This window comes from Simplicispira sedimenti, from assembly GCF_022760965.1.
GTDB classification, from domain to species: Bacteria; Pseudomonadota; Gammaproteobacteria; order Burkholderiales; family Burkholderiaceae_C; genus Simplicispira; species Simplicispira sedimenti.
On the sequence record NZ_JAKVIJ010000007.1, the window covers coordinates 72,698 to 85,027 of the forward strand.

The 12,330-nt window shown below is 66.9% G+C and carries 11 protein-coding genes; 4 read left to right on the forward strand and 7 right to left on the reverse strand.

Annotated elements, in window-relative coordinates; all coding sequences use genetic code 11:
- Nucleotides 1–37: 37 nt before the first annotated feature.
- The 5 genes from MJ602_RS09370 to MJ602_RS09390 form a co-directional block, all read right to left on the reverse strand.
- Complete coding sequence (locus MJ602_RS09370) at nt 38–970, reverse strand: electron transfer flavoprotein subunit alpha/FixB family protein (RefSeq protein WP_243020572.1); 933 nt, start codon at nt 968–970, stop codon at nt 38–40.
- A 20-nt stretch (nt 971–990) separates the two neighbouring features.
- Nucleotides 991–1,740: an electron transfer flavoprotein subunit beta/FixA family protein gene (locus MJ602_RS09375; RefSeq protein ID WP_243020574.1), complete on the reverse strand. Its 750-nt coding sequence runs from the start codon at nt 1,738–1,740 to the stop codon at nt 991–993.
- A 199-nt stretch (nt 1,741–1,939) separates the two neighbouring features.
- The gene (locus tag MJ602_RS09380; RefSeq protein WP_243020575.1) at nt 1,940–3,226 is read right to left on the reverse strand and encodes a mechanosensitive ion channel family protein; all 1,287 of its coding nucleotides are present in this window, start codon (nt 3,224–3,226) and stop codon (nt 1,940–1,942) included.
- Nucleotides 3,226–4,026 (reverse strand): enoyl-CoA hydratase, encoded by an 801-nt coding sequence (locus MJ602_RS09385; protein ID WP_243020577.1) that lies wholly within the window; start codon nt 4,024–4,026, stop codon nt 3,226–3,228. The genes MJ602_RS09380 and MJ602_RS09385 overlap by 1 nt, the downstream gene beginning before the upstream one ends.
- Nucleotides 4,027–4,037: 11 nt before the next feature.
- The gene (locus tag MJ602_RS09390; RefSeq protein ID WP_162016716.1) at nt 4,038–4,991 is read right to left on the reverse strand and encodes a histone deacetylase family protein; all 954 of its coding nucleotides are present in this window, start codon (nt 4,989–4,991) and stop codon (nt 4,038–4,040) included.
- 42 nt (nt 4,992–5,033) lie between these two features.
- On the opposite strand from MJ602_RS09390, the gene MJ602_RS09395 reads away from it, so the two are divergent.
- The 4 genes from MJ602_RS09395 (at nt 5,034) to mltB (ending at nt 10,130) form a co-directional block, all read left to right on the forward strand.
- Nucleotides 5,034–5,954 (forward strand): AAA family ATPase, encoded by a 921-nt coding sequence (locus tag MJ602_RS09395; RefSeq protein ID WP_243020579.1) that lies wholly within the window; start codon nt 5,034–5,036, stop codon nt 5,952–5,954.
- Nucleotides 5,955–6,944, forward strand: a complete 990-nt coding sequence (locus tag MJ602_RS09400) for a DUF58 domain-containing protein (protein WP_243020581.1) — start codon at nt 5,955–5,957, stop codon at nt 6,942–6,944.
- 79 nt (nt 6,945–7,023) lie between these two features.
- Nucleotides 7,024–9,075, forward strand: coding sequence for a transglutaminase TgpA family protein (locus tag MJ602_RS09405; protein ID WP_243020583.1), 2,052 nt, complete (start codon nt 7,024–7,026; stop codon nt 9,073–9,075).
- The gene (gene mltB / locus MJ602_RS09410) at nt 9,072–10,130 is read left to right on the forward strand and encodes a lytic murein transglycosylase B (RefSeq protein WP_162016720.1); all 1,059 of its coding nucleotides are present in this window, start codon (nt 9,072–9,074) and stop codon (nt 10,128–10,130) included. Before MJ602_RS09405 ends, mltB begins: the two co-directional genes overlap by 4 nt.
- On the opposite strand, the gene MJ602_RS09415 is transcribed toward mltB, so the two are convergent.
- On the reverse strand, nt 10,131–11,396 hold the full coding sequence (locus MJ602_RS09415; RefSeq protein ID WP_243020584.1) for a hypothetical protein: 1,266 nt from the start codon (nt 11,394–11,396) through the stop codon (nt 10,131–10,133).
- Between the two features lie 5 nt (nt 11,397–11,401).
- Nucleotides 11,402–12,199 carry an outer membrane lipoprotein-sorting protein gene (locus MJ602_RS09420; protein WP_243020585.1) on the reverse strand — a complete coding sequence of 266 codons (798 nt, stop codon included), beginning with the start codon at nt 12,197–12,199 and terminating at the stop codon, nt 11,402–11,404.
- Between the last annotated feature and the right edge of the window lie 131 nt (nt 12,200–12,330).

Sequence of the window (12,330 nt, forward strand, 5' to 3'; positions counted from 1 at the left end):
TGGGCCCCGAGAGGAGCCCAAGGGGGCGACGCAGGACTTACAAGGCCTTGACCAGTTCCGGCACGGCCGCGAACAGGTCGGCTTCCAGGCCGTAGTCGGCCACGCTGAAGATCGGCGCTTCGGGATCCTTGTTGATCGCAACGATCACCTTGGAGTCCTTCATGCCAGCCAAGTGCTGGATAGCGCCCGAGATGCCTGCAGCGATGTAAAGCTGCGGCGCCACGATCTTGCCGGTCTGGCCGACCTGCAGATCGTTGGGTGCGTAGCCAGCGTCCACCGCTGCGCGCGATGCGCCGATGGCCGCGCCCAGCTTGTCAGCCAGGGGGGTCATCACTTCGTTGAACTTCTCGGCACTGCCCAGGGCACGGCCACCGGAGACGATGATCTTGGCGGCGGTCAGCTCGGGGCGGTCGCTCTTGGTCACTTCGCGGCCGGCAAAGCTGCTCTTGCCCGAATCGGCCACAGCGGCCACCGATTCCACGGCGGCGCTGCCACCCGTGGCGGCTGCGGCATCGAAGCCCGTGGTGCGCACGGTGATGACCTTGACGGCGTCAGCGCTTTGCACGGTGGCGATGGCGTTGCCGGCGTAGATGGGGCGCTCGAAGGTGTCGGCGCTGCCCACCTTGGTGATCTCGCTGATCTGGGCCACGTCGAGCTTGGCAGCCACGCGCGGCGCCACGTTCTTGCCGCCTGCGGTGGCGGGGAACAGGATGTGGCTGTAGTTGCCAGCGATGGCAAGCACCTGGGCGGCGACGTTCTCGGCCAGGCCGTCCTTGAGGCTGGCGCCGTCGGCGTGGATCACCTTGGACACACCGGCGATCTGGGCTGCGGCCTGCGCTGCGGCTGCGGCGCCCTCACCGGCCACCAGCACATGCACGTCGCCGCCGCAAGCCTTGGCTGCGGTGACGGTGTTGAGCGTGGAGCCCTTGAGGCTCGCGTTGTCGTGTTCTGCAATGACGAGTGCGGTCATGTGTGTTACTCCTTCGGGCCTCAGATGACTTTGGCTTCGTTCTTGAGCTTGTCCACCAGCGTGGCGACATCGGGCACCTTGATGCCTGCGCTGCGCTTGGGCGGCTCGGAAACCTTGAGGGTCTTGATGCGCGGCGCGACATCGACACCCAGATCGGCGGGCTTGACGGTGTCCAGCTGCTTTTTCTTGGCCTTCATGATGTTGGGCAGCGTGACGTAGCGCGGCTCGTTCAGGCGCAGGTCGGTGGTGACCACGGCCGGCAGGCTCAGTTGCACGGTCTCCAGGCCGCCATCGACTTCGCGGGTCACGCTGACCTTGTCGCCAGCCACTTCCACCTTGGAAGCGAAGGTGGCCTGGGGCAGGTCGCACAGTGCGGCGAGCATCTGGCCGGTCTGGTTGGAATCGTCATCGATGGCTTGTTTGCCCAGGATGATCAGGCCGGGCTGCTCTTTATCGACCAGGGCCTTGAGCAGCTTGGCCACGGCCAGGGGCTGCAGCTCGGCATCGGTCTCGACCAGGATGCCGCGATCGGCTCCGATGGCCATGGCAGTGCGCAGGGTTTCCTGGCACTTGTCCACACCACAGGAGACGGCGATGACCTCGGTCACCACGCCTTTTTCCTTCAGGCGCACGGCCTCTTCGACGGCGATTTCGTCAAAGGGGTTCATGCTCATCTTGACGTTGGCGATGTCCACGCCCGTGCCGTCCGAATTCACACGGACCTTCACGTTGTAGTCCACCACGCGCTTGACAGGGACCAAAACCTTCATTGCTGCGGCTCCTAGGGTTGATTAATTGACGTTACGTAAACCCAGACATTCTATGCCGCAGTGCAACGAAATGGCGGCGAACAGTGTCAGGTTGTAGATTTATAAAAACGAACGATCGTGCTTTTTCGAGATTATAGGACAGCCACGCCCCTTGTCCAGCGATTTTTGTCACCCGCCGGACGCCCCCGGCTGGCACCACTCAGTGGGGGGCAGCGAGGGGCTGCGTGACGTGCACCACACGCTGCGGATACGGGATATCAATGTGATGCGCGCGCAAAGTCTGCAAGATGGCGACGTTGATCTGCGAGCGCAGCCCCAATTGGCCGTTCTGTGGATCGGCAATCCAGTAGCCCACGGTGAATTCCAGTCCATCGGCGCCGAAATTCGAGAGTGCCACACTGGGACCCGGCTCGCGCAACACCCGCTCGCAACGCAGCGTCGCCTCCAGCAGCAAACGCATGACCTGATCCACGTCGCTGTCGTAAGCGACACTGACCACCGTGGAGGCCCAGACGCGCGGGTCTGCCAGCGAGAGGTTTTCCACCCTGCTGGTGATGATCATCTCGTTGGGCACAATGGACTCGCGACCCGCCAGCGAGCGAATCACGGTGTAGCGTGTCTTGATGTCGGTGACGATGCCCTCGAAGTTGTCCACGCGCACGTTGTCGCCAATGCGCAAGCTGCGCTCCGCGAGGATGACGAAGCCGCTCACATAGTTGGCCGCCAGCTTCTGCAGGCCAAAGCCGATGCCCACACCGATGGCCCCGCCCAGCACGGAGAGGGCCGTCAGATCGATGCCCACCGCCGACAGCCCAACGATCAAGCCCACAAACATCAGCAATGCGCGTGTGGCGTTGCTGACGGCCTTGCGCAAGGACAGATCCCCGCCAACCGCCGAGCGCAACAACCGGGACTCTATGGCGGCGGAGATCCAGAGTGACAACAGCAGCACCACGCCCGCAGTGAGCGCCCCTTCGATCAAAGTGCGCAGCGAGAGCGTGGAGCCGCCCACCTTCCAGGTGATCTGCTCCAGTTCCTGCAACACCAGCGGCAGCAAGCCGGTCACCCACAGCACCATGGCCAGCCAGACCAGCCAAGAAATGCTGCGCTCCACGGGTCTGACCCAAGTTGCCTGCGGAAAGGCCACCTGCAGCACCTTGACCCCCACACGTATGACCGCCAACGCCACCAGCACCGGAATGACGACCACCCATACGGCAGATGGCACCCATTGTTGCAGCAGGGTCTTGGCCAGGTAGCCAAAGGCCAGCAGCAACAAGGGAAACAGCGCGCCGTCCACAACGCTGCGACCGAAAAGAATGGAGTTGGATGTCTTGAGCCCACGCCTGAGCAAGGCGACCAGCGCCCACGCCAGCCCCAGACAAACCAGCAAGGCGCCCAACTCAATGAGCACCGTCGGCTTCGTGAATGCGGCAAACCAAGCGTCAAACCCGTCCACCACGGGCGAATACACCTTCCCCGCCATCAGCACTTCCAATCGGGCTTGCGCTTCTCGGCGAAAGCACGCGCGCCCTCTTGGGCGGCGGCATCCATCATGTTGACGGCCATGGTCTGGCCCGCGAGCTGGTAGGCAGCCTCCAGACCCAGCTCGCGCTGGCGATACACCAGGGCCTTGCCCATGGCGACGGCAACGCGCGGCTTCTCCAGGATGGACTGCACGAGCTGCTCCACCTCCGCATCGAGCGCCTGGAGGGACACCACCCGGTTGACCAAGCCCTCCTGCTTTGCGGTGGCGGCATCGATGAAGTCGCCTGTGAGCAGCATTTCCATGGCGCGCTTGGCAGGCACGTTGCGCACCAGCGGCACGCTGGGCGTGGAACAGAACAGGCCATAGTGGATGCCACTGGTGGCAAAGCTGGCGCAGTCTGCCGCCACGGCCAGATCGCACTGCGCCACCAACTGGCATCCTGCCGCCGTGGCCATGCCGTGCACACGCGCAATCACCGGCACGGGCAGCTTGTGCAGCGAAAGCATGACGCGCGAGCACTGCGCAAAAAGCTGCTGGTACCAGTCCAGCTCGGGGTGCTGGGCCATGTCCTTGAGGTTGTGGCCTGCGCAGAAGGCTTTGCCCGCTGCCGCGAGCACCACCACGCGCAGCGACTCGTCCTGCGCCAGTGCATCGATCGCCTCCTGCAAGGCAGCGAGCATTTCCCCGCCCAATGCATTGAAGCGGGCGGGATCATTGAGCGTGATCGTGGCCACGCCACGCGCATCACGCGCGACCTGCACCAGGTCGGAAGAAGCTGTTTTGCGGCTTGCAGTCATGGGAGAATTCGTCAAATGTCGGCCAGAACACGCACATGGGCTTCCACACTGCGTGCCAACGGGCCCATGACGTACCCGCCCTCCAGGCACGAGACGATGCGCCCCTGACAGTGCTTGCGCGCCACGTCCTTGATGCGCTGGGTGATCCAGGTGTAGTCCTGCTCGGTCAGACCCAACTGGCCCATGTCGTCTTCGCGATGGGCATCAAAACCCGCGCTGATGAAGATGAGCTCGGGCTTGAACGCCTCCAGCCGGGGGATCCACATCATCTCGACAATGTCGCGGATGTCCATGCCGCGCGTGTAAGCAGCCACCGGCACATTGACCATGTTGGCGGCCGGCGCCTGGTCTCCGCTGTAGGGATAGAACGGGTGCTGGAAGAAACTCACCATCAGCGCACGCTCGTCCCCCGCCAGGATGTCCTCGGTACCGTTGCCATGGTGCACGTCAAAGTCCACCACCGCCACACGGTTGAGGTTGTGGCGCTGCAACGCGTATTTGGCGGCCACGGCCACGTTGTTGAAGAAGCAGAAACCCATGGCCTTGTCGCGCGTGGCATGGTGGCCAGGCGGGCGCACCGCGCAAAAGGCATTTTCCAGTTCCCCCGCCAGCACGGCATCCGTGGCCGCCATGGCAGCGCCTGCAGCACGCAGCGCGGCGTTCCAGGTGTGCAGGTTCATGGAGGTGTCCGGATCCACCTGCGTGTAGGGCGGGCCACCGGCCTCCACCTCCTCGCGCAGCCAATCCGTGAGGCCGCGCATGGCGGCAATGTGCAACCGGTTGTGTGCCAGTTCAATGTCGGCCAAAGAGGCCTGGGGCGCCTCGCAGCGCTCCAGCGCATCGGCAACACCGGTGACAAGCAACCGGTCTTCGATGGCATCCAACCTTCCAGGACACTCTGGATGGCCGGGCCCCATTTCGTGCAACCAACAGTCTTGGTGAGAAAAATAACCCGTCTTGCCCATCGCCTTGCCTCTCCGCCGGAAAATCTGAGGTAACTTCACGCCATGCAAGCGCATATCAAAATCCAATCGATACTGGATCAGCTTAACACGGTGATCGTAGGCAAAACTGACAGCGTACGGGACTGTGTGGCCTGTCTGCTGGCGGGCGGTCATCTGCTGATCGAGGACGTGCCCGGCGTGGGCAAGACCACGCTGGCCCATGCCCTGGCCCACACCTTCGGCCTGCGGTTTTCCCGCGTGCAGTTCACGGCCGACCTGATGCCCAGTGACCTGGTGGGCGTGTCAGTGTACGAGCGCGGCAAGGAGTCCTTCGTCTTCCACCCCGGCCCGGTGTTCGCGCAGGTGCTGCTGGCCGACGAAATCAACCGTGCCAGCCCCAAGACGCAAAGCGCCCTGCTCGAAGCCATGGAGGAAAAGCAGGTGTCGGTGGAAGGCGAAACGCGTGCCCTGCCCGAGCCCTTCTTCGTCATCGCCACACAAAACCCGCACGACCAGTTGGGCACCTACGCCCTGCCCGAGTCCCAGCTCGACCGCTTCCTGATGCGCATCTCGCTGGGCTACCCCGATCGCGCCGCAGAACGCCAGTTGCTCGCTGGCGAAGACCGGCGCGAAATGGCCCTCACCCTGCAGCCCTTGCTGACCGCTGCCGAGCTGGCAGCGCTGCAACACAGCGTGACCGAAGTTCACGCCAGCGCCGCATTGCTGGACTATGTGCAGGACCTGATCGCCGCCACCCGCTCCGGGCGCTGGTTCCTGCAGGGCCTTTCGCCACGCGCCGGCATTGCGCTGGTGCGTGCGGCCAAGGCGCAAGCCTTGATCAGCGGGCGCGACTACGTGGCGCCCGACGACGTGCAGGCCATCATCGCGCAGACCGTGGCCCACCGCCTGGTGCCCGTGGGCGACGCCGGGCGCGGTGCCGTGGAGCAGGTGCGCGCCATGGTGGCGTCCATCCAGTTGACCTGAATGCGCCAGTTCCTGCGCGCGCTCAACCCCCTGGCAGCGCTGCGGCGGCAGGTGTCGCGCTGGATGCAGGCACGCCTGCCCCTGAGCGACACCCTGCTGCTGACGCAGCGCAATGTGTACATCCTGCCCACGGGCGCGGGCTGGATGCTGGCGCTCACGCTGCTGGTGCTGCTGCTCGCGTCCATCAACTTCCAGCTCAACCTGGGCTACCTGCTCACCTTCTTGCTTGCCGGCAGCGCCGTGGCGGGCATGCACATTTGCCACGGCACACTGCGCGGTCTGACCCTGCACCTGCAGCCGCCCGAGCCGCAGTTCCTGGGCCAGGGTGCGGCACTCACCGTGCAACTGGCCAACGAGCGCCGCAGCCCGCGCCGTGCCGTCGCCCTGGCCGTGCACGGCAGTGGGCACTGGGCCTGGACCGACGTGCCCGCGCAGGGCAACGCCCAGGTGCAGATCGCCTTCTCCCCCTCGCAGCGCGGCCTGCACCCCGTACCCCTGCTGACAGCCGAAACACGCTACCCGCTGGGCACCTTCCGGGTCTGGGCGCTGTGGCGCCCGGCAGCGCAGGTGCTGGTGTACCCCGCGCCCGAGCCCGGCGCCCCACCCCTGCCGCCGGGGGAGCCCCGCAGCGGCGGCACCGGCAGTGCGCCCAGCCATGGCCGCACCGAATTTGACGGCGTGCGCGCCTACCGCCGCGGCGACCCCATGAAGCTCGTGGTCTGGAAGAAAGCCGCCCAGGCCTTTGCCAGCGGCAACGGCACGCTGATTGCACGCGATGCCCAGCAGCCGCACCGGCACGAACTGTGGCTGGACCATGCCCACACGGGCCTGGGCGACTTGGAGACGCGCCTCTCGCGCCTGACCGCCTGGGTGCTGCAGGCCGACCGCCTGGGCCTGGACTACGGCCTGCGCCTGCCGGGCCAGGAGATTGCCATGGGCCACGGCGCAGCCCAGCGCCGCCGTTGCCTGGAGGCGCTGGCCTTATGCTGAAATTCAAAGCAAAAACAGCCTCCAGCGCAATGCCATCAAGCGCTAGAAGCTATTATTTTTATAGCATCAGGGGCAGTGCATGAACCTGCGCCAAACCCTGGCCGCCCTGCCACGTGATGCCCGCGACACCTTGTTCATGCTGTGCGTGATCGCCTGGGTGATTGCGCCGCTGGTGCGCGAGCTGCCGGTCTGGACCTCGGTGGCGGTGGCCCTGTTGCTGCTGCTGCGCGGCACGCTGGCCTGGCGCGCCAAGCCCCTGCCAGGGCGCTGGACCATGCACCTGCTGATGCTGTGCGCCGTGGCAGGCACGCTGCTGACGCACCGCACCATCGTCGGGCGTGATCCGGGGCTCACCCTCGTCATCCTGCTGTTGGCACTCAAGACATTGGAGGCACGCGCCCAGCGCGACGCGATGGTGATCTTCTTTCTCGCGTTCTTCTCCATGCTCAGCAACTTCTTCTATTCGCAGTCGCTCGCCACGGCTGCAGCCATGCTGCTGGGCCTGCTGGGCCTGCTGACGGCGCTGGTCAACGCGCACCAGCCCGTGGGGCGCCCGCCCCTGGTGCAGTCGCTGCGCACCGCATCCACCATGGCGCTGCTGGGCACGCCGGTCATGGTGGCGTTGTTCATGTTCTTCCCGCGCATGGCACCGCTGTGGGGCGTGCCCAACGACACCATGGCAGGCCGCACGGGCCTGTCGGGCCAGATGAAGGTGGGCAACATCGCCGAACTGGCGCTGGACGACCGCATCGCCTTTCGTCTGCGCTTTGACGACGCCGGCTACCGCCCGCCGCAATCGGTGCTCTATTTCCGTGGCCCGGTGCTCACCAGCTTCGACGGCCGGGAATGGCTGGCCGACCCGGTGCGTGAGGACGAGGACGAAGCCCGCAGGCGCTTCACCCTGCCCGCGCAACTGCAGGTGCGCGGCCCTGCGCTGCGCTACGAGATCACCCTGGAGCCCAGCTTTCGCCCCTGGCTGATGGTGCTGGAGGCCACGGCCGAGCCCCCTGCCCTGGGCACGCGCCGCCCCTACATGATGCAGGACCTGCAGTGGATGGTGCGCCAGCCCATCAACGAGCTGCAGCGCTACCGCGCCGTGAGCCACCCCGACTTCACCCACGGCCCCCTGGAGGCCGTGCCCGCGCTGCGCACCTTCACCACCCTGCCCCAGGGCATGAACCCACGCACCCTGGCCCTGGCCGCACAGTGGCGTGCCGATCCGCAACTGGCCCAGGGCGGCACCATGGCCCTCGTCAACGCCGCCCTGCAGCGACTGCGCACCGGCGGCTACACCTACACGCTGGAGCCGGGGCTGTACGGCGAGCACACGGCCGACGAATTCTGGTTCGACCGCAAGCAGGGCTTTTGTGAGCACATTGCCTCGGCCTTCGTCGTGCTGATGCGTGCCGCAGGCGTGCCCGCGCGCATCGTCACCGGCTACCAGGGCGGCGAGCTCAACCCGGTCGATGGCTACTGGACCGTGCGCCAGAGCGACGCACACGCCTGGGCCGAGGTCTGGGTGCAAGGCCAGGGCTGGGTGCGTGTCGATCCCACGGGCGCCGTATCGCCGGGGCGCGTGGGCCAGTTCCAGCGCCTGCAGGCACCGCAGGGCGTGCTGGGCAACGCCATGGGCACCGTCCTCAGCCCCAATGCAGCGCAGCGCCTGCGCGCTGTGTGGGAAGCGGCCAACAACCGCTGGAACCAGTGGGTGCTCAACTACACCCAGGAACGCCAGTACGACCTGTTGCGCCAACTGGGTTTTGACAGCCCCGACTGGCAGGATCTGGCCGCCGTGATCGCCGGGCTGATCGTCGCCAGTGCCCTGGGCGGTGCCGCCTGGACGCTGTGGGAACGCCTGCAGCACGACCCCTGGCTGCGCCTGCTGGCCCTGGCCCGCGCCCGCCTGGCCCGCGCCGGACTCGACCTGCCCGAGCACACGCCGCCACGCACCCTGGCGGCACAGGCCTTGGCACATTTCGGCCCCCAGGCACAGGCCGTGGCCGACTGGTTGCTGCGCCTGGAACACCTGCGCTACGCCCCCTCCCCCACCGACCCGCGCGCCACCCTGCGCCAGCTGCGGCGCGACATGCGCCAGATCCGCTGGCCGGTGCGCCAAAGCCCCACACCATGATCCGCAGCCTTGTCATTGCTACTATTTTTATAGCTACCTGCGCTTTATCCACGGGCGCTGAAGCCAAAAAACACCCAAAAACCGCAACCCATGCGGCCTACGCCAACCGTGCCGACGCCATGGAGTTTGCCAACGACCTGGCCGCGCGCCGCGACCTGGACCCGGCCTGGGTGCGCCAGAGCATCGGCCAGGCGCGCCTGCTGCCCGCAGTGCAACGCCTGGTGCTGCCGCCGGCCAAGGGCACGGCCAAGAACTGGCAGGCCTACCGCGCCCGCTTCATCGAGCCGGTGCGCGTGCGCGCCGGGCTGCGCTTCTGGCAGGAACATGCCCGCACGCTGGAGCGTGCCGAGCAGGAATTCGGCGTGCCGCAGGAAATCATCGTGGGCATCCTGGGGGTCGAGACCATCTACGGCCAGCACATGGGCAACTTCCGCGTGATCGACGCGCTGGCCACCTTGGCCTTTGACTTCCCCGATGCGCATCCACGTGCGGCCGAACGCCAGGCCTTCTTCCAGCGCGAGCTGGAGCAGTTCCTCAGCCTGATGCAGCGCATCGGCCAGGACCCCACCGCGCCGCGCGGCAGCTTTGCCGGCGCCATGGGCCTGCCGCAGTTCATGCCATCGAGCTGGGTGCGCTACGCCATCGACTTTGATGGCGACGGCCACGTGAGCCTGCATGCCAGCGCCGCAGACGCCATCGGCTCCGTGGCCAGCTACTTCATTGCCCACGGCTGGCAACCGGGCATGCCCACGCATTTTGGCGTGCGGCTGGAGGGCACACCCACGCAGCAGGACGAACTGCTGGCCCCCGACATCCTGCCCACCTTCAGCGCCGCCAGCATGCAGGCGCGGGGTGCCCTGCTCGACGAGGCCGGCGCCAACCACACCGGTCCCCTGGCCCTGGTGGAACTGCAGAACGGCACCAACCCGCCCAGCTACGTGGCAGGCACAGAGAACTTCTATGCCATCACGCGCTACAACTGGTCCAGCTACTACGCCATGGCCGTGATCGAACTGGGCCAGGCCGTGAAAGCCGCGCGCGAGGCAGCGCGGTAGTCAATCCAACACCCACACCGCCTGCACAAACGCCTGGCGCTGCACTGGCAGTTGCCGCACCACGGCGGTGCCCGGCCCCGCGCTGGCGCGCAGGCCGCTTTCCAGGCGCAGGCGGTCGCCCTTCCAGGCCAGGCTGGCGGTGAGCAGGCGGCCGCCGTCTGCGGGGTGGTAGAGCATGTCGAGCGCGCTTTCCCATGGGCCTGTGGTCCAGGCCAGGCGGGCGAACAGGTTCTGGCGGTGCAGGGAAGGGCTGGCGCTGAAAGCCTGGGTTTGCCAGGCCAGGTTGGCCGCCACCGCAAGGGCGGGCGCACCCACAGCGCCCAGGTGCTGCAAAGCGGCGTTGCGATTCTCCCAACGCTTCCAATGCCCGCGCGACGGCGCCGTGCCGTCGTGCCACGCCTCCAGCAGCACACTGACCTGCCGCTCGCTGGTCCAGGTGCCGCCCAGCAACAACTGCTGCGCGGCACCCGCAGTCAGCGCACGCCACGGGCTGGCGCTCGCCAGCGCACCGGCCGAGGCCGACGCATCCTGCCAGGTGTCATGGCGCGCCAAGTGGCGCAGCGATGCGTGCAGCTCCAGCGTATCGCTGGCCACCCAGGACCAGGCCGCCCCCACGCTGCCTTGGGTGCGGCGGCCCCAGCGGGCAAAGGCGTAGGCGTCGGCGCTGCCAAGGCGCTGGTACCAGCGGGCGGCCAGGGCGCTTTCGCCGGCGCCAGTGGCATCACGCCCGGTGGTGGGGTTCACGGCCACCAGGCTCCAGGCCGATTCGGCGCCGAACTGTTCGGCCATCAGCACCGGGCGGCCTTGCAGGGGCTGGCTCACCAGCGTGCGGCGCTGCTCCTGCTGCACCAGGTCGTTGGGGCGAAAGCCGTAGCCCACGTCCCAGCCGACCACCTTGCGGCCCGCCGTCCACTCCCAGGCGCCTGCCCGCCCTGCGGCATAGGCCTCCAGCACGGACACGTGCGTGCTGCCAGGGCCACCCGCAGGCCACCGGGCCTGGGCCAGCACATCCCCGTGCCACTGCAGGCCCGCCCACTGCGCACTGCCCTGCAATTGCAACTGGGCAGCGCCCTCGCTGGGTTGGTCGGCGGCAATGCCGGCGTACCGCGCATGGGCCTGGGCCAGCGGCCCCGTGTTCGCCGTCTGGCGCGCCAATCCATGGCTGCGCAGGCTGGCGCTGAATTCGCCAGCGACTGCCGGGCGCAGCGTGGTGACTTCCAGCACGGCCGCCAGTGCAAGCGCTGGGATGCAAAGCATGCGTGCCATGGGTGTCACTCCAACACCGGCGAGCGTGCGAGGAACATGGGGTTGAGCCACTCCACAGGCACCGTGCGCTCCTTGCGCGCCAGGTAGCGGATGCGTGTCTGCTTCTGTTTGCCCAGCTGGTCGATCAGCACCATGGCGCTGACGCTGGACTGCGATGGGTCCACCTCGAACAGCGCTTGCTTGGCCAGCTTGTCGGACTGCACGTAGAGCTGGGCGCGCACGGGCTCGTGGCGCTGCTGGCCCAGCCACAGCTCGATGCGTTGGTAGGTCACGCCCTTGCGCGTGGCCTGCAACTGCAGGTGGTAGCAGCTTGCGGGCGGGAGGTGCTGGGTGCTTGGGGCAGTGCCGGTGGGCACCGAGGCATCCACGCAAGGCTCCACACCGACCAGGGTGGCGCTGTAATCGCCGCTCCAGCGCATGGTGGCGATATCGCCGGTGGAGGCATCGCCCAGCAACTTCTGCATGGGGGTGATGCGCAGGGGCCGCTGGCTGCTGGGCATGAGCAGCCAGAAGTCATCACCCAGCATCAGCACCTTCTGGCCCTGTTCGGCGGTGCTTTGCATCAGCACCAGCGTGCGCCGGTCTGCCTGGGCAAACACGGTGTAGCGGCGCTCCTTGTCCAGCGTGCCGTCGCTCGCATAGGCCTGCACCAGCGTGTCCACCTGCAGGTTGTCGGACCCGGTACGGTAACGGTCGGCGTCGCGCAGCAGGGCCTCGGCATCCTGCGCCAGGGCAGGCCCTGCCAGTGCCGCAACCACAAGGCTCAGCAAGCATGCCGGGTTCTTTCTGAAAACGAGAGACATGAGAGATTCCTTTCATTGATCCATTGCGCTGCGCACCACCCACAGCCCATGAAGCGGGCGCTCCCCAGGCCAGGGCTCCCGCGCAAGGGCCGCCCCGCCGCGCTGGGAGCGTCCCCCCTCCCCAATCGCGC

What these genes read in the sequence shown, in the direction of transcription:
- MJ602_RS09380 (WP_243020575.1), bottom strand. Translation starts at nt 3,226, where the DNA reads ATGGCGGGGAAGGTGTATTCGCCCGTGGTGGACGGGTTTGACGCTTGG.
- MJ602_RS09395 (WP_243020579.1), top strand. Translation starts at nt 5,034, where the DNA reads ATGCAAGCGCATATCAAAATCCAATCGATACTGGATCAGCTTAACACG.
- MJ602_RS09375 (WP_243020574.1), bottom strand. Translation starts at nt 1,740, where the DNA reads ATGAAGGTTTTGGTCCCTGTCAAGCGCGTGGTGGACTACAACGTGAAG.
- MJ602_RS09385 (WP_243020577.1), bottom strand. Translation starts at nt 4,026, where the DNA reads ATGACTGCAAGCCGCAAAACAGCTTCTTCCGACCTGGTGCAGGTCGCG.
- MJ602_RS09415 (WP_243020584.1), bottom strand. Translation starts at nt 11,396, where the DNA reads ATGGCACGCATGCTTTGCATCCCAGCGCTTGCACTGGCGGCCGTGCTG.
- MJ602_RS09420 (WP_243020585.1), bottom strand. Translation starts at nt 12,199, where the DNA reads ATGTCTCTCGTTTTCAGAAAGAACCCGGCATGCTTGCTGAGCCTTGTG.
- MJ602_RS09405 (WP_243020583.1), top strand. Translation starts at nt 7,024, where the DNA reads ATGAACCTGCGCCAAACCCTGGCCGCCCTGCCACGTGATGCCCGCGAC.
- mltB (WP_162016720.1), top strand. Translation starts at nt 9,072, where the DNA reads ATGATCCGCAGCCTTGTCATTGCTACTATTTTTATAGCTACCTGCGCT.
- MJ602_RS09400 (WP_243020581.1), top strand. Translation starts at nt 5,955, where the DNA reads ATGCGCCAGTTCCTGCGCGCGCTCAACCCCCTGGCAGCGCTGCGGCGG.
- MJ602_RS09390 (WP_162016716.1), bottom strand. Translation starts at nt 4,991, where the DNA reads ATGGGCAAGACGGGTTATTTTTCTCACCAAGACTGTTGGTTGCACGAA.
- MJ602_RS09370 (WP_243020572.1), bottom strand. Translation starts at nt 970, where the DNA reads ATGACCGCACTCGTCATTGCAGAACACGACAACGCGAGCCTCAAGGGC.